This is a genomic window from Aquirufa lenticrescens, from assembly GCF_019916085.1.
Taxonomy (GTDB): domain Bacteria; phylum Bacteroidota; class Bacteroidia; order Cytophagales; family Spirosomataceae; genus Aquirufa; species Aquirufa lenticrescens.
The window spans coordinates 428,615-443,845 of sequence record NZ_CP049834.1 but is presented as its reverse complement, the minus strand read 5'-3'; the positions used below and the strand labels follow the sequence as shown (position 1 = coordinate 443,845).

At 43.0% G+C, this 15,231-nt stretch carries 18 protein-coding genes and 1 riboswitch; of the genes, 8 read left to right on the top strand and 10 right to left on the bottom strand.

Annotation, left to right across the window (positions count from 1 at the left end; all coding sequences use genetic code 11):
• On the top strand, positions 1-519 hold the full coding sequence (locus G9X62_RS02075; RefSeq protein WP_223131159.1) for a nuclear transport factor 2 family protein: 519 nt from the start codon (positions 1-3) through the stop codon (positions 517-519).
• 257 nt (positions 520-776) lie between these two features.
• On the opposite strand, the gene G9X62_RS02070 is transcribed toward G9X62_RS02075, so the two are convergent.
• From G9X62_RS02070 to G9X62_RS02060, 3 genes are all read right to left on the bottom strand, one after another.
• The gene (locus G9X62_RS02070; RefSeq protein WP_223131158.1) at positions 777-1,169 is read right to left on the bottom strand and encodes a VOC family protein; all 393 of its coding nucleotides are present in this window, start codon (positions 1,167-1,169) and stop codon (positions 777-779) included.
• 93 nt (positions 1,170-1,262) lie between these two features.
• Positions 1,263-2,090, bottom strand: coding sequence for an inositol oxygenase (locus G9X62_RS02065; RefSeq protein ID WP_223131157.1), 828 nt, complete (start codon positions 2,088-2,090; stop codon positions 1,263-1,265).
• Between the two features lie 47 nt (positions 2,091-2,137).
• Positions 2,138-2,602: a DUF3592 domain-containing protein gene (locus tag G9X62_RS02060; RefSeq protein WP_223131156.1), complete on the bottom strand. Its 465-nt coding sequence runs from the start codon at positions 2,600-2,602 to the stop codon at positions 2,138-2,140.
• A gap of 291 nt (positions 2,603-2,893) precedes the next feature.
• On the opposite strand from G9X62_RS02060, the gene G9X62_RS02055 reads away from it, so the two are divergent.
• A complete protein-coding gene (locus G9X62_RS02055) occupies positions 2,894-4,090 on the top strand; it encodes a nucleoside permease (protein WP_223131155.1) in 1,197 nt (398 codons plus the stop codon).
• Here the strand turns inward: G9X62_RS02055 and G9X62_RS02050 are convergent.
• Entirely contained in the window at positions 4,077-4,862 is a 786-nt protein-coding gene (locus G9X62_RS02050; RefSeq protein ID WP_223131154.1) for an SDR family oxidoreductase, read from the bottom strand. The two genes, G9X62_RS02055 and G9X62_RS02050, sit on opposite strands and share 14 nt — an antisense overlap.
• On the bottom strand, positions 4,846-5,946 hold the full coding sequence (locus tag G9X62_RS02045) for a homoserine O-acetyltransferase family protein (protein WP_223131153.1): 1,101 nt from the start codon (positions 5,944-5,946) through the stop codon (positions 4,846-4,848). Before G9X62_RS02045 ends, G9X62_RS02050 begins: the two co-directional genes overlap by 17 nt.
• A gap of 9 nt (positions 5,947-5,955) precedes the next feature.
• Positions 5,956-6,073: riboswitch (SAM riboswitch) on the bottom strand.
• Positions 6,074-6,181: 108 nt separating this feature from the next.
• On the opposite strand from G9X62_RS02045, the gene G9X62_RS02040 reads away from it, so the two are divergent.
• The 6 genes from G9X62_RS02040 (at position 6,182) to G9X62_RS02015 (ending at position 9,540) form a co-directional block, all read left to right on the top strand.
• The gene (locus G9X62_RS02040) at positions 6,182-6,532 is read left to right on the top strand and encodes a hypothetical protein (protein WP_223131152.1); all 351 of its coding nucleotides are present in this window, start codon (positions 6,182-6,184) and stop codon (positions 6,530-6,532) included.
• Positions 6,533-6,583: 51 nt separating this feature from the next.
• A complete protein-coding gene (gene atpB / locus G9X62_RS02035) occupies positions 6,584-7,657 on the top strand; it encodes a F0F1 ATP synthase subunit A (RefSeq protein ID WP_223131151.1) in 1,074 nt (357 codons plus the stop codon).
• A 35-nt stretch (positions 7,658-7,692) separates the two neighbouring features.
• Complete coding sequence (gene atpE / locus G9X62_RS02030) at positions 7,693-7,938, top strand: ATP synthase F0 subunit C (RefSeq protein WP_130894949.1); 246 nt, start codon at positions 7,693-7,695, stop codon at positions 7,936-7,938.
• A gap of 125 nt (positions 7,939-8,063) precedes the next feature.
• The gene (gene atpF, locus G9X62_RS02025) at positions 8,064-8,558 is read left to right on the top strand and encodes a F0F1 ATP synthase subunit B (RefSeq protein WP_223131150.1); all 495 of its coding nucleotides are present in this window, start codon (positions 8,064-8,066) and stop codon (positions 8,556-8,558) included.
• An 11-nt stretch (positions 8,559-8,569) separates the two neighbouring features.
• Positions 8,570-9,106, top strand: a complete 537-nt coding sequence (gene atpH / locus G9X62_RS02020; RefSeq protein WP_223131149.1) for an ATP synthase F1 subunit delta — start codon at positions 8,570-8,572, stop codon at positions 9,104-9,106.
• 62 nt (positions 9,107-9,168) lie between these two features.
• Positions 9,169-9,540 carry a DUF423 domain-containing protein gene (locus tag G9X62_RS02015; protein ID WP_223131148.1) on the top strand — a complete coding sequence of 124 codons (372 nt, stop codon included), beginning with the start codon at positions 9,169-9,171 and terminating at the stop codon, positions 9,538-9,540.
• Here the strand turns inward: G9X62_RS02015 and G9X62_RS02010 are convergent, their stop codons facing one another.
• The 5 genes from G9X62_RS02010 to G9X62_RS01990 form a co-directional block, all read right to left on the bottom strand.
• Entirely contained in the window at positions 9,541-10,563 is a 1,023-nt protein-coding gene (locus G9X62_RS02010; RefSeq protein ID WP_223131147.1) for a hypothetical protein, read from the bottom strand. It abuts the gene before it with no gap.
• Complete coding sequence (locus G9X62_RS02005; protein WP_223131146.1) at positions 10,563-11,795, bottom strand: MFS transporter; 1,233 nt, start codon at positions 11,793-11,795, stop codon at positions 10,563-10,565. The genes G9X62_RS02010 and G9X62_RS02005 overlap by 1 nt, the downstream gene beginning before the upstream one ends.
• A gap of 1 nt (position 11,796) precedes the next feature.
• A complete protein-coding gene (rodA, locus tag G9X62_RS02000) occupies positions 11,797-13,086 on the bottom strand; it encodes a rod shape-determining protein RodA (RefSeq protein ID WP_223131145.1) in 1,290 nt (429 codons plus the stop codon).
• Positions 13,083-14,909, bottom strand: a complete 1,827-nt coding sequence (locus tag G9X62_RS01995) for a penicillin-binding transpeptidase domain-containing protein (RefSeq protein ID WP_261345534.1) — start codon at positions 14,907-14,909, stop codon at positions 13,083-13,085. Before G9X62_RS01995 ends, rodA begins: the two co-directional genes overlap by 4 nt.
• Before the next feature lie 83 nt (positions 14,910-14,992).
• Positions 14,993-15,178 (bottom strand): AtpZ/AtpI family protein, encoded by a 186-nt coding sequence (locus tag G9X62_RS01990; protein WP_130894941.1) that lies wholly within the window; start codon positions 15,176-15,178, stop codon positions 14,993-14,995.
• Between the last annotated feature and the right edge of the window lie 53 nt (positions 15,179-15,231).

The window sequence follows — 15,231 nt, the reverse complement described above, 5'->3', positions numbered from 1 at the left end:
ATGAAAAACGTATTTATTGCGCTATTTTGCCTTATCGGCAGCACCGCATTTGCACAATCAGAAGACGAGGGCATCAAATCTGCCATCACCTCTTACACAGAAGGCTTCACAAAAGGGGACACAGCGAGTTTAGGTCGTGCCTTCGCTAGCAATGCCCTATTAAGAAATTTAAATACGTCGACTGGAAAAATCGCAGATATGCCTTTGCGTAAATTCATTGCCGGTATGCCAGTAGGTGGGGCGAAGGCAACGGGAGCTCTGTTAAACTACTCTTATGCTGGAACTTCAGCCGTGGCGACCGTAGAATTTAAGTTCGATGATTTCAAATACATCGACCTCTTAAGTCTCATGAAAATCAACGATGAGTGGAAAATCGTTTGCCGCGTATTTAGCCGTGTTGCTTTGGATGTGAATCTGGCTTCGGGTCAGGGTGCCAAAGTGGGTGCAGGGAAGACGACTCCGGCAGCAAAGAAACAAACTGCTCCAGCGCCGAAGGCTAAGAAAGACGATGGATGGTGATCATTTGTAGTATCGTAGCCTAAAATGTTATTACATAAATATTTTTGGCCACGATACTACAAATAATCTATAAAGCTCGATTCCTAAAACGGCGCAAGCACATGTTTTGTAGCAGGGAGAAGAAATTTATCTCTGAAAGGGAAGAAACTTATTTCAGATAGAGACTAAAACTAAAATACCCCGTAGAAAATATGTGCTCGCGCCATTTTCAAGGGGTATTTTAGTTTTAATGCCGTATTTTCAAGGGGCACTTTGTTTTAATTCATTTCAGAACAAATCTCTATCAAAAAGCCATCAAGATCCCTAACATAAGCTACCACTTGCCCCCAAGGCTTCGTTTTAGGCTCTTCTAACAACAGTGCACCTGCGGCGACTGCACCAGCAAGAGTCCTTGCTACATTATCCGTTGTAAATCCAATTTCGATTCCGAACGGTTGCTTTGACAAATCGCTTTCAATAAATCCGTTTTTGAGGTTTGATTTGGCTAAGGATTTGTGTGCAAAAGATAAGATTGTTTTACCTGATTCAACTTCGCCATAGGAATTATCGGGTGCAAGCATTTTTTCACAAAACCCAAATGCGCGCTGGTAAAAATCCATGGTTTTCACCACGTCCTCTACATATAGAATGGTATAGGCAAATTTGATCATAGTTGAATTTTAGAAAGAGCCGTAATTCTTGGTAAATAAAAGACCCGAAGTCGAGTCTTTTCGCCAGGAACAAGGAGACTTCGGGTCTTTTATTTACCAGAATATAGGCCCTTTACCGAGATACTTCTCCGCAATCGGCTTATAATATTCCTTCAATTCCTCATACACCGGAATCACCGGGGATTTGGTGTATAAATCGTATTGATTAAAGTCGCGGATCCACTCGAGGTATTGAGCGTCTTTTTCGCTTAACAAAGCTTTATAGCTACCGCCTGAGTGCCAAGGATAGAATGAATGATAACGAATCATGGCCATTCCAGCTTCTGGAATGCTATTTTCTTTGTGATTACGTAGTACTTGGAATAAATATTCATCGTGTCCCCAGGCAAGGTGGACATTATCTAGACCACAGCCTGCTTGGTAAATACCTAATTCGGTGTTGTAACGAGGATCCTGCATATCAGGATTTAAGGCATTGAATTCTGGATAGACACAAGAGTCTGGTAATTTGCAACCTACGACAAATACATCGCCTACTAATCCCCATTGCTCGGCTTGCGAGGTCCCGTCTTCATCAGATCCAAACAGGTACATGGCTTTACCTAAATCGTGGATTAGGCCTACTAACTGCATCCAATCAGGGCGATTGTCCGCGCGCATGCCTTCTGCGGATTGCAAAAGGTGAATAATATTAGGTAGATTTAAATCCGGATCGGAAACATCGATGAGGACGTTTAGGCGCTCCATCATTTCCCATAGATCCATAGGACGTTCGAACGTGAGGTATTTGGCCTTCATGCGCTGAACATAATCGTATGTTTGGCGAGAGCGCATTTTGCGGTAATGTTCTTTTACGGCAGCGGTGATATCACCTTGCTCGTAATTCCTGAACTGCTCTTTTTCTTTAATAGGGGTTTCCATAGTCCTAGATTTTGGACTAATTTACAAAAAGGCTTCGAAAAATGAAATTAGGACTTCATGATCAATAAGATGATCGCGCTAGCAAGCATCAATAGGCCCATCGCAAAGAAGATCGATGGATTTAATCCAGGCACAGTGTTTTCTGCTAAAGATGCCTCGTAAGGATTTTCTGAAAGGTAACGAACGGGGATTTCTTGCCCTATTTCGCAGGTTTTGGCCAAACCTTTGTCCGCCTCGCGTCTAAATTCCAACCCATTCACATGGTAAGAAACGATAGGGAAATAAATAGGGAAGCGACCACTGTGGTCATCGCGGGAATAGCGCTTCGAGATTTCAACGATTTTACCGTAGGTCATCTTTGAGTTGTGGACCCACTCTTTACGCTTTTTGAAAAGGACAATGCCAAATCCAATTAATACCAAGGAGATCACCGTGAACGCACCCAAGAACAAGGGCATCGATCCGTGAAATTCGCCAGTTGGCCGAGCTGATATTAATAAGATTCCTAACATAATGGGGTCTGAATACAATTCAGTGCTCAAAAAAACGACAAATAATACTGATTGTCAAATATTTAGCTATTCGACAGAATTTACCCCTAAGTTGTGTTTTTGGGTGATAAAATGAGATTTTTGCAACAATTGCAAAAACTCGATTCAAAAACAGACTACTTAGTAGAAAAAAGTCAAAAATTACCGAAAAGAGGTATTCAAAAACCGACAAAACACCCGAAAAATATATTTTCAGAAAATTTTAAATATCACACAAATTTGTATTTTTGGTCTCTCTAAACCTAAAAAACGATGAAAAGTAGCGTAAAATTCCAACTCATGTCCATGATGTTCCTGATGTTCTTCGGATGGGGCGCCTGGTATGGTCAAATGAGTAAATACTTATTAGATAATTTACACGCTACCGGTGATCAAGTGGGAAATGCTTATACCACTTTTGCAATTGCTTCCATCTTTGCCCCCTTCTTCGTGGGCTTGATTTCTGACCGCTTTTTTGCCGCCCAAAAAGTCATGGGATTTTTGAATATTTTAGGCGGTATAATCCTCTACTTCTTGAGTTTAGAAAGAGATCCCGAGGCCTTCTTTTGGTATATTTTAGCCTACACACTCTGCTTTGCCCCTAATTTAGCCCTTTCGAACTCGATTGCGATGAACCAAATGTCCAATCCGGAAAAGGAATTCCCTAGCATCCGAGTGACCGGAACCATCGCCTGGATTGTGGTGACCAACATTATCGGATTCTATGCGCTGGGAGACAAGGTGGCTATTTTTGAGATCGCGATGTACACTTCCTTCCTTCTAGGAATCTACTCGTTTACCTTACCTAATACGCCTCCTAAAGCCGATAAGAACGCGTCAGTGGCACAAATTTTGGGTTTAGATGCACTGAAGCTTTTCAAAGACCGCTCTTTCTTAATTTTCTTTATTTCTTCCATTCTGATCTGCATTCCCTTGTCATTCTATTACGCGATGGCAAATCCATCGTTAACGGATTCGCACATGAGCAATGTGGAAAACAAAATGTCCTTAGGTCAGGCTTCTGAAGTGATTTTCATGTTGTTGATTCCAATCGCCTTTACACGCTTAGGGGTTAAAAAAATGCTCGTAGTGGGTTTATTGGCTTGGATAATTCGATTCCTTTGCTTCGGATACGGTGATGGGATTTCGAGCGAATGGATCTTGTATATTGGGATTATTCTGCACGGGGTTTGCTACGATTTCTTCTTTGTGACTGGTCAGATTTATACAGACCAAAAAGCAGGCGAGAAAATCAAGAATTCCGCACAAGGCCTCATCACTTTTGCAACCTATGGCATCGGAATGGGGATCGGGTCAAAGCTTTCAGGCATTGTGCTCGATTACTATACGGTGAATGAGGTGAAAGATTGGCAAGCGGTTTGGATGGTTCCAGCTGCGATTGCTGGGGTGGTTCTGCTTCTGTTCGTATTCTTCTTTAGCGAAAGCAAAAGCAAACCTACGTATTCTTAATCTTCCGCAACATAAAGGGCATAATTGAAGGAAAGAAACGTTTGACGAATAGGCCAAATCCTTCAAGGAAACCTCCTACAAAGAATTCATTTTTCTCTGCTAAAACGGCTTGCAAGATTTTCTGAGCGGTAACGTTGGGATCTAAGCCTTTGGCCTGATTCGGATCCATCTTTCCATAAGCCTCCCCTTTTTCGTTCATCGCGTGAAGGGAAATATTCGTCTTGATGTAACCCGGTAAAATCGTGGTCACGCGAATGCCATCGTTGAAAACTTCCGCGCGAACCGAGTCAAAGAATCCGATTAATGCGTGTTTCGTAGCTCCATAAGCGGCTCTGCGTGGAGTAGAAATTCGTCCAGCGACCGAAGCAATCGGAACGAAAACGCCCGATTTTTGGGCAGTATAAACGGGCAAAACGGCCTTCGTCAAAGAGACTATCGAAAAGAAATTCACCTCAAAAAGACGGCGATAGACGTAGAATTCCGTGTCTTTCACAAAAGAACGCTGAGAAACGCCGGCATTCAAAACCAAGTAATCAATGCGACCATAGGTTTGAATGACATCCTGCACGCGATCCGCGTGTTCTGACAAGGAGAGCATGTCGAAAGGAAGCACGTAGGCATTGCCGCAGGCTTTGGCCACTCGCTGCAACTCCTCTTCTCTGCGCGCAGACAAGACTAATTGTGCACCTTCCGCTGCAAATGCATAAGCTAAGGCTTCACCGATTCCAGAGGAAGCCCCCGTTATCCAAACAACTTTATTGTGAAATTTCATGGGATGCGAGTTTTGCTTCTAAGGCTTGGAAGAAATCGGCCATCGGGTTGACTTCGAGGCGTTGTAATTTCTGCCATAAACGAACGGCTTTGGTCATCAATCCACTTTCAATTAAGAATCCATCGTGTCCATACAGGGAGTCGATGACGTGGAAAGAAGCACCTGGAATGTATTTGGCCAAAAACTCTTGCTCCACAATCGGGAACAAGGCATCGGATTTAATACCAATGACCAGCGTTTTTGATTGAATCAATTTTAATGCAGCAATGGCGCCACCGCGATTTCTACCCACATCCTGCGAATCCATCATTTTCGATAACTGAAAATACGAATAGGCATTGAAGCGTTGGGCTAATTTCTCGCCCTGGTAGCGTTGATAAGAAACGGCGCGCAAAGAAGATCCATAGGAATTTTCCTTTCTAGCTTGAGTAATCTGATAGGTTTCGTAATTCCGGTAAGAGATCAAAGCGGTCGCACGAGCAGCCTTCATTCCTTCCAAACCGGCTTTCGGCTGTGATTCTTTCCACGAGGGGTCGACTTCGATGGCCATTCTTTGGGACTCATTAAAGGCGATGCCCCAAGGGGAATGTACCGCATTCGTGGCCACTAAAATCAAGTTTTCAATCAAACCAGGATTCACAATCGCCCATTCTACTGCCTGTTGACCACCTAAGGAGCCCCCAATGCAGGTTTTGATCCGATTGATCTTTAATTCTTTGCGTAGGATTTCGAAACTCGAAACCACATCGCGAATCGTCACGTCCGGAAACGAATGAAAATAAGGCTTTCCAGTTCTCGGATCCACCGTTAAGGGACCAGAGGAACCGTAATGAGAACCCAAAATATTCACGCAAACGATTAAATTATTTTCTGGATTAAACAGCTTGCCTGGGCCTACGAGGCCTTGCCACCATTCTGCCACATCGTGACTTCCAGTGAAGGCGTGGCAAATCCAGACCACATTGTCTTTTTTAGCGTTGAGTTTGCCCCAGGTTTGGTAAGCTAAATCCAAAGCAGGTATTTCTCCCCCTAATTCAAGGGAAAATGGGGACGCGGAATGAAAATGGTGAAACTCAGCTTGCATGCACAAAATGGTTTATATTTCCCTAAACAGGCACCGCCTGGGGTAGGAATTAGCACCGGGGTCTACAATTGCAGACGGGTTGCCAGAAGTTCATTGAGCCTAGTCTCTCCCTTCTTCTTTATAAATCAACAAGCGAGGCTTTTTGATTTGAGGATGCAATTAACAGCCGAAATCGCTTTTTTCCAAAAACTTTGCCGATTAATTCCTTTCTACCGATATTTGCCCCATGTTAAAAATGGTGATTTTTTATGGTCTATTGGGAGGTATTCTGTTTGCTCTTGCACAGACATCTTTCCTAACCTATTTACACCCGGACTTGAAATTCATCTTTGTCTTTCTGTTGTTCCAAACCTACTTAACCTTCAACCTCTCCCAACTTGGTTTAAAAAACGAAGGAGAGAAATTCATTCCATTTCAAATGATTTCCTTGACGATTCGCTTTATTTTAAGCGTGATTTTCATCGGTTTTTTCGCCTATATCCACACGCCAGATATGGTCTTATTCGTTAGCAACTTTTTTGTACTCTATTTATGTAGTACAAATTTTGAAATTTTTGGTTTGCTTCGTAACTTGCGACGTTTTTAGAAAATAGCAAGATTAATGTTTCAGATGCAGGTCAAGACTTCAACACAAAAAATGTACTTTTCGAATATACTACTAGGGCTTTTCTTAAGCTTTATTAGCCTAAATGTGTTCGCAAACGAACCGGTTGTAGCGCACGATTCTGCTCACGCAGATACGGCGGCTCACTCGGCTGCTCCTGTGTCTGCGCACGAAGCTCCATCTGAAAAATTTGATCCAGGTAAATTAATTCTACACCACATTGCGGATGAGCACGATTGGCATTTCTTCACGATTGGCCATTTCCACGCGACTTTACCTTTACCTTGCATCGTTTATACGGAATCAGCAGGTGTTCAGGTATTCTCGTCATCTAATTTCAAAAACGAACACCACGAAGAAATTCCGTACAACGGTTTCGTTTTAGAACACGGAAAGATTCACGCAGAGAATGGCGAGAAAGTATATGACTTCTCTATCACTAAGAACGTAGCGTCTTTATTACTTTCAGCGGTTTTATTATTGTCTATCTTCATCGGTATCGGTCGTAAATACAAAGAAAATCCTCACAGAGCTCCTAAAGGCTTGCAGTCGATGTTCGAACCGATCATCATTTTCGTACGCGATGAAATTGCGAAGAATAACATTGGCGAGAAACACTACCGTCGTTTCATGCCGTATTTATTGACGATCTTCTTCTTTATTTGGTTTAATAACATGTTAGGTTTGATTCCTGGTGGAGCTAACTTAACTGGAAATATCGCTGTAACCTTGGTTTTAGCGATCATTGCCTTCTTTGTTACGAACTTCAATGGCCGTTCTACGTATTGGACGCACATTTTCGCGATGCCAGGTGTTCCTAAGTGGATGTTAGTTATTTTAACGCCAGTAGAGATCGTAGGTATTTTCATGAAGCCTTTCTCTTTAATGGTTCGTTTGTTTGCGAACATTACAGCGGGTCACATCATTTTATTAAGTTTAGTATCCTTGATTTTCATTTTTGAAAATGCGGCTTTAGGTCTAGCAGTAGTTCCTTTCTCGCTTTTCATGAACGTAATTGAGCTGATTGTTGCCTTCATTCAAGCCTTCATCTTTACGATGTTAGTTTCGACCTACATCGGAGCAGCGGTAGAAGAGCATCACCATTAATTTGTAAATTATTTTTTTATATAAACCCAAATCGTATGTCTATTTTATCGATTTTATTAGAAGTTTCTGTAGGTCTTGGTCTTGCAGGTATTGGTGCTGGTTTAGCTGCTTTAGGAGCTGGAATGGGTATCGGTCGTATCGGTGGTTCTGCTATGGAAGCTATCGCTCGCCAACCAGAAGCGTCTGGAAAAATTCAAGGTGCGATGTTAATCGTTGCTGCCTTCGTTGAGGCGGTTGCGTTATTCGCTGCTGTAATTTGTCTATTGGTTACTTTGAAATAAGAAACCAATCAGAATCTCCAAAGGGTTAGCCTTTGAACCGATTCTACCCCATTTAAAACGCAATTTGGTTTACATTAGGTGCCAAATTGCGTTTTTTGACACGATTTACAAAAAATGAACATACTATGGAGTTAATCACCCCAGACTTTGGACTTATCTTCTGGCAACTAATTGTCTTTGGAATTCTATTCTTCCTTTTAGCCAAATTTGCTTGGAAACCGATCATTCAATCGTTAGCTGAGCGCGAGCAATCAATCGACGAGGCTATCAAATTATCTGAAACAACACGCGCTGAAATGGCCGAGTTGAAAGCAGGTAATGAGCAATTAATCGCATCAGCACGTGCTGAACGTGATGCGTTGATCAAACAAGCGAAAGAAGCATCCGATGCGATGATCTCTCAAGCTAAATTAGATGCACAAACAGCAGCTAACCAAGAAATCGAAAAAGCGCGCGTAGCATTCGAACAAGAGAAAGCAAGTGCTGTAGCAGCGATCCGTAAGGAAGCGGCATCTCTTTCGTTAGACCTAGCGGAGAAAGTGTTAAAAAGCCAATTAAAAGACAAAGCAGCTCAGGAAAAATTAGTGACTGAGTGGATGGCTGACGTTAAATTATCTTAATCGCATAGACCATGTCAGAATTAATTGTAGCTCACCGTTACGCTAAATCCCTGCTAGACTTCGCGATCGAAAAGAACGCGGTAGAGGCAGTAGCTAAAGACATGATTGATTTCGCAGAAACTTGCGAAGCCAGTCACGAATTAGTGTTAGCGCTAAAGAGCCCAATCATTAAGCATTATACGAAATTAGCGATCCTAGCGAAGCTATTTAAGGATAAATTCAATCCAGTTACCTACGGTATCTTCGTGATTATCACGAACAAAAACCGTGAGAAGATTCTTCCTGCTGTAGCAAAAGAATTCATCTCGATGTACACAGATTACAAAGGAATCCAAAAAGCAACGGTTACCACTGCTTCTACTTTAACAGCAGATCAAAAAGCTACGGTAGCGAAAATCGTTAAAGACTACACCGGTAAAGAAGTAGAATTGATCGAACAAATTGATGAAAGCCTGATTGGTGGATTCATTTTGAAAGTAGGCGACCAACAGATTGATGATTCGATCAAGCGGAAGCTGAACGATTTAAAAGTTTCTTTAGCATCTTAATGGAAAGGCCTTGGAAACAAGGCCTTTTTTTATCACCCCAAAAGCCACGCGGCATTTCCCCCATGAAAAAATTTGCGTTATTTACTGGTTCACTGATTGCGGGGTTATCAGTTGCCTTAGGCGCCTTTGGAGCGCACGCGTGGAAGGACTATTTACGCGAGATTAATCGCCTGGAGACATTTGAGACAGCAGCACGCTACCAAATGTATGGAGGAATTACGTTGTTGATCTTAGGAGTTTGGCAAATGAATTTCAGCAATAAGCACTTGAAGACAGCTGCCTATTTTCATTTTGCCGGATGCATTATTTTTCCGGGTTCTTTGTATTTGATCTGCTTGACTAATCTGGGAATTTTCGGAGCCGTGGCACCTATTGGTGGTTTGTGCTTCCTCATGGGTTATGGACTGATGATGTGGTCCATCTTTAAGAAGTAATTAGTGACGCATCACTAATTCAAGGCTTAACCATACGATCTCTCCCATCGTTTGGCATTTCAAAAAGCGATCATCTTCATAATGTTTCGCTAATTCTGTTTTCAATTGTTCCACATTTTCAGGCGGCGCAATCTCATCTTTTGCCATCACGTTCATTAAATCGTACACGCGTTGACTTTCTGACTTCAGACGAGAGGAGATCATCGATCGTTCTTCAATCTGGTATTGCCAAACCGATTCCGGCGTCATATACTTCATCCCGAGCTCAATCAGGGCATTGTTTTGCTTGAAATACTGCGGAAGGTACACCGTTTTTTTGCCTTCGTAACACTGCTGATCAAAGTCAATCGGGCGAATCCGGTAATAAATCTCCTCAAAATCCGGAGTCGTAATAATGACAAAGTTAGCGCTGTGCATATCGCCCAATAGTTGTACAAGGCAACGCTCGTTGAACTTCACAAACTCTTTGGCAAGACGAATAGGCGACTCTAAATCCGTCTCCAAATCTTGCTTTAGAAAGGCATCGCCAGGCACACCGGCAATGTGCTCCTCGACAAGTGTATTGTCGCAAGTGACATAATTGATACGGTTTGGAGATAAAATATGTTCTAATTCTAGGCCATACACGCGAGAGGCATCCGCGATTTTAATGTAGAAATAATCAAAGTTATCATTCACCCGGTTAACTATCCGAATCCGGAAAGGGTGTGTATTGCCATAGGTACAATAATCCACGCGATCAATCACTAAGTGCTTGATAACCTCCTCATTTCCATCCGTTTTTAAATCCGCATAGATCTGCTTTAGCGCCTCATATACCTCTTCCTGATCTCCTGGTGAATAAAAGACGGTCTCCCAAAGCGTATCCACCTCGTTCTTATCATACAGCACGATCGCATTATCATAGCGCAATAAATCCGCATAACTAATATTCATCGCGTGCTCCCGGTTGTATTTATGCAAATACCGCCGCAGCTGCTGATTAATCCGATACAGATTTTTCTTCTTCGAGATGAGCGCCATTATTCTGTGTAGTCTAGGGATCTACCAAACGTTTCTTTCAACTGAATAACAGAGTAGATGGCCAAAGTAAAGCATAAAACACCCACATAAGCAGCAGCATGAATCAAGCCCACTGATGGAATCAAAAACTTAAAGAGCAAAGAAATCGGAATCAAGGCGCCACGCACAAAATTAGGCACCGTCGTCGTCACGGTCATCCGCACATTCGTCCCAAACTGCTCAGACGAATAGGTCAAAAACACGGCCCAATAGCCCCCAAAAAAGCCTAAGAGCGTAATCATCACGTATGCATGTGTCGTGGTAATATTCGACATACCGAATAGGTAATACACACAAATACCTACGGCAATAAATAAATACGTTAAAACCGCCTTTCCTCGGCTTTTCAGCCACTGACTCAGGGCTCCCGAGGCAAAGTCACCCAGCGCAAGTCCTAGATAGCAAAACATAATCGCATCGCCTCCGCTAATTTTTCCGTCGATACCGATGAGTTTGGCGATTTCTGGCGCCGAGAAAACGAGAATGCCGATGATGTACCAAATGGGTAAACCCATCAAAATGCAATACAGGTATTTCTTGAAAGTGGCTCCATTCGAAAATAATTGAAAGAAATTACCCCGTTCCACTTTGTCATCCATCTCCGTATACATCGAAGATTCAAAGGTGCCTAAACGCAATAATAGAAGGGCTAATCCCATTCCCCCACCAATAAAATAACAAGATCTCCACCACTCAGGATCCGGGCTTAAGCCTGCAATGATGGGAGCAAAAACGGCTCCTGCCGCACCCACCCCTGCAATGATTAAGGTACCAATTCCTCGCTTAGAGGGAGGTAAAGTTTCATTCACTAACGTAATTCCAGCGCCTAATTCCCCCGCTAAACCTATCCCAGCTATAAAACGTAAGATGGCATAGGTATTCAAATCGGTGACTAATCCATTCAAGGCATTTGCAGCAGAATAAAGTAAGATGGAACCGAACAAAACCGATTTACGTCCTTTCTTATCGCCATAAATGCCCCACAAAATTCCACCCAGCAACATCCCACCCATCTGCACATTCATCAAGTTCAAACCCTGATTCAACAAGTCATCCCCCTTCAGGCCTAGGCTCATCAAGCTAGGATTTCTCACGACAGAAAATAAAATAAGATCATACACATCTACGAAGTAGCCGAGTGCGGCGACGGCGATGAGCATTTTGGCTTTGGCAGAAATAGTTTCGTTTTCCATACTAGCGAGAAAGCATATCAGACCGGTGAGAGTCTAACTTTAAAAAGATAAATAGTAAAATAGTGAAGGACCACAAAGAGGACCCGCCGTAACTGAAGAAAGGCAATGGTATTCCCATAATAGGCATCAAACCGATCGTCATCCCTATATTTACTAAAAAGTGAAAAAACAGAATTCCTACTAATCCGAATCCATAGGCCCTCGCAAATCGCGAGCGCTGCAAGTCCGCTAAATACATCAATCGCCACAAAAATCCCAAGAAGAATATAATCATCAACATCACGCCCACAAACCCGTGCTCTTCCCCTATCGTGCAGAAAACCATATCCGTGCTTTGCTCCGGTACGAAATCGAATTTCGTCTGCGTGCCTCCTAAAAATCCTTTCCCCCAAAATCCTCCTGAACCAATCGCAATCTTCGATTGCGTCACCTGATAACCCAAACCTCGAGGATCAAAACCAGGGTCAATCAAGACACGAATTCGATTTCTCTGGTGTTCTTTCAACACATTATTCACCACCCAATCCACTAATAAGGCAAGCGTCATAATCCCGGCAATAGCACCCGAAAGGCGCAAATAGGTCTTAGGGTCGCGTTGCATGTAGATGGGCATAAACAAGACCAAAAGTCCGGCTAATACAACTAAAACGACTAGGATGATCCATGCTTGGACTAATAAAGCAGAAACGAACAAGACAATTCCCCCAATGAATAAGGCTGGATAAGCTCCTGGCAATCCTTCCCGGTATAACAAAATCATAAACGAGGCGAACACCAAGGCGGAACCCGTCTCATTGGAACCAATGATTAATACCATCGGAATACCGATAATGAGCGCCGCTTTCCATTGAAAGGGAAATTTCGTCAAGTTGACCAAGGGATCATTCAGGTATTTGGCGAGTAAAAGTGCGGTGGCAGTTTTTGCAAACTCCGCCGGCTGAATGGTTACAGACCCAAATTTAAACCACGAATGAGATCCGTTGATTGTTACTCCTAAAAAGGGCACTGCGATTAATAAGAGCAACAAACCGAGGTAAATAAAGAGGGCGAAGGATTCAAAAAATCGAAAATCTATCACCAATATACAGACAATCAACACGAAGCTCGTACCGATCCAAACGAGTTGCTTACCTGCATTGGAATTGTAAAATGCGGGATCAGAAAAAGCCAAAGGCGCGTCTGGGCTATAGACAGCCGAATAAATATTCAACCAGCCTAAGCCTACGAACAAGACGTAGAATCCCACAGTGATCCAGTCAATCCGGCCTTGTATGTGATTCGAATCTGTCATTTTTTCGTGGAATCTGGGGCTGCCTTTTTGCGCACCACACTGTAGGCATTAGGCAGGTAATTCATATTCATAAACTTGGTTTCTACCGCCTTGCGGTCGACCTTTCGTTTCAAGTATTTTTCTACCACTAAAGAGGCAATCGGTGCAGCGGCAGATCCTCCAAAACCGGCGTTCTCCACAAATACCGCAATCGCAATCTTCGGATTATCCCGTGGGGCAAAGGCGATGAAGATGGAGTGATCTTTGCCTTTTTGGTTTTGGGACGTACCCGTCTTACCCACCATCTTAATATCAGGAATACGGCCATCCGCTTCTACCGTTCCGTGCGTCACCGCATCTTCCATTCCGTCGATGACGACATTGAAATATTTAGACTCTACCCCTACCTTCACCGGCGTCTTGTAGAAAGGGTCAATTGATTTCTGAAGACCCACTCCTTTCACCACGTGAGGTGGAATGTACCAACCCCGATTCGCAATGATCGCGGCTAAATTGGCCATTTTCAGAGGACTCACCACGATTTCGCCCTCCCCTATACTGATTGAGTAGATGTTCGAGAACTTCCACATTTTTTCGCCTTTGTAGACGGAGTTATAATATTCTACATTGGGCAAAATACCCTTCTTTTCATTTCCTAAATCGACCCCTAGTTTACGTCCAAAACCGAAATTAGCCACTAAGTCCGCCCAACGCTGCAAACCTTTCGCAGAGCGTTCGTAAGTGTCTCCGCTCGTATTATCGTAAATCATCTTACGGAATGCGTGATAGAAATACGGATTACAGGAAACGCGAATAGCTCCGCGCAAATCCACTGGTCCGTGGCCGTGGCATTTCACTGGAGCCCCGGCATGTGAAAACACTGTCCCTGGACCAATAAATCCTAATTGCTGTCCTACCAGAGCTTGTACTAGTTTAAAGGTAGAACCCGGACGGTAATAAGCCGATGGCGGACGGTTCAACAAAGGCTTCATGGGATCTAAAGCTAGTTGCTGATAATATTTGGAAAAATTATTCCCCGTCAATTGACTCGCATCATACGAAGGCGCAGAAACCATCGCCAAAATTTCCCCCGTCGAAGGCTCAATCGCCACTAAACTGCCCACCTTGTGGTGCATCAAACTATCCGCATATTCTTGAATCGCGAGATCGATAGAAGTATAAAGATTATTGCCCGAAACGGGATTAATGTTCAATGAACCATTCTTATAATCCCCTTTTTCCACCCCATTACTGTTCACCATGCGGTACTTCACCCCACGTTGACCGCGTAAAGTTTCTTCATAGAATGATTCAATGCCGGAGATACCCACATAGTCGCCTTGGCGGTAATAATCATCCTTCTGGTCTTCTAAAGCATTTGGACTAATTTCAGCCACATAACCTAAGGCATTTGAAAAAGAGCGGGATTGATAGGTACGAAAGGCATTCGTTTCAAAAAAGAAGCCAGGAAAATCCACCATCGCATCTTGTACACTGGCAAAATCCTCTTTAGATAAATGCTTCAAAAATAAACTTGGTTTCACCCGAGAATAGGCACGAGCGTGCTGAGTCGTCTTGATAAAATACTCTTTTGTCACCCTGAAAACGCGGCAAAAATGATTCGTATCCTTCACCACCGCTTTGCGGGGAATCATATACAAATCGTAGACCGGCGTGTTATAGACAATTAATTTTCCGTAACGGTCATACACTTCACCACGAAAAGGAATCTGAATAATCTTGCGAATCGCGTTATTGTCGGCTGCTTTTTCATAGGTATCATCGATCACCTGTAGGAAAAATAATTTCCCTATGAACAGGAGCCCCACGATGCCGAAGAACAAGAAGATGAGATTTCGCCGCTGACTAAACAAATGAATTAGATTTTAATGACAAAAATAACGAATTTCCTGCGCTTCTGCGAACGCTATTTGGGAAGACTTTTGATGAGTGCCAAAAGCGCAAAGGCAATCGATCCTAGCGAGAAAATAATCGTAAACCAGGGCTTGTCTGTAAAAAAATAAGCGTCTAAATAGCGCCCCGCAAAAACGCCCGCCACGATGGTAACAAGCATCTGAAAAGCGGCGCCCAAGAATTTTTGGTAAGAATTCATATTCACCTAAAATTATCCAATTTTCGGGAAGATAAATCGTAAATTTGAAAATT

Bases quoted from the DNA above. Each gene is read 5' to 3' on its own strand.
- G9X62_RS02070 (WP_223131158.1), bottom strand. From the start codon at position 1,169: ATGATCAAATTTGCCTATACCATTCTATATGTAGAGGACGTGGTGAAA.
- atpE (WP_130894949.1), top strand. From the start codon at position 7,693: ATGTCTATTTTATCGATTTTATTAGAAGTTTCTGTAGGTCTTGGTCTT.
- G9X62_RS02005 (WP_223131146.1), bottom strand. From the start codon at position 11,795: ATGGAAAACGAAACTATTTCTGCCAAAGCCAAAATGCTCATCGCCGTC.
- G9X62_RS02040 (WP_223131152.1), top strand. From the start codon at position 6,182: ATGGTGATTTTTTATGGTCTATTGGGAGGTATTCTGTTTGCTCTTGCA.
- atpH (WP_223131149.1), top strand. From the start codon at position 8,570: ATGTCAGAATTAATTGTAGCTCACCGTTACGCTAAATCCCTGCTAGAC.
- G9X62_RS02060 (WP_223131156.1), bottom strand. From the start codon at position 2,602: ATGTTAGGAATCTTATTAATATCAGCTCGGCCAACTGGCGAATTTCAC.
- G9X62_RS02015 (WP_223131148.1), top strand. From the start codon at position 9,169: ATGAAAAAATTTGCGTTATTTACTGGTTCACTGATTGCGGGGTTATCA.
- G9X62_RS02045 (WP_223131153.1), bottom strand. From the start codon at position 5,946: ATGCAAGCTGAGTTTCACCATTTTCATTCCGCGTCCCCATTTTCCCTT.
- G9X62_RS02055 (WP_223131155.1), top strand. From the start codon at position 2,894: ATGAAAAGTAGCGTAAAATTCCAACTCATGTCCATGATGTTCCTGATG.
- G9X62_RS02010 (WP_223131147.1), bottom strand. From the start codon at position 10,563: ATGGCGCTCATCTCGAAGAAGAAAAATCTGTATCGGATTAATCAGCAG.
- rodA (WP_223131145.1), bottom strand. From the start codon at position 13,086: ATGACAGATTCGAATCACATACAAGGCCGGATTGACTGGATCACTGTG.
- atpF (WP_223131150.1), top strand. From the start codon at position 8,064: ATGGAGTTAATCACCCCAGACTTTGGACTTATCTTCTGGCAACTAATT.
- G9X62_RS01990 (WP_130894941.1), bottom strand. From the start codon at position 15,178: ATGAATTCTTACCAAAAATTCTTGGGCGCCGCTTTTCAGATGCTTGTT.
- G9X62_RS02065 (WP_223131157.1), bottom strand. From the start codon at position 2,090: ATGGAAACCCCTATTAAAGAAAAAGAGCAGTTCAGGAATTACGAGCAA.
- atpB (WP_223131151.1), top strand. From the start codon at position 6,584: ATGTACTTTTCGAATATACTACTAGGGCTTTTCTTAAGCTTTATTAGC.
- G9X62_RS02050 (WP_223131154.1), bottom strand. From the start codon at position 4,862: ATGAAATTTCACAATAAAGTTGTTTGGATAACGGGGGCTTCCTCTGGA.
- G9X62_RS02075 (WP_223131159.1), top strand. From the start codon at position 1: ATGAAAAACGTATTTATTGCGCTATTTTGCCTTATCGGCAGCACCGCA.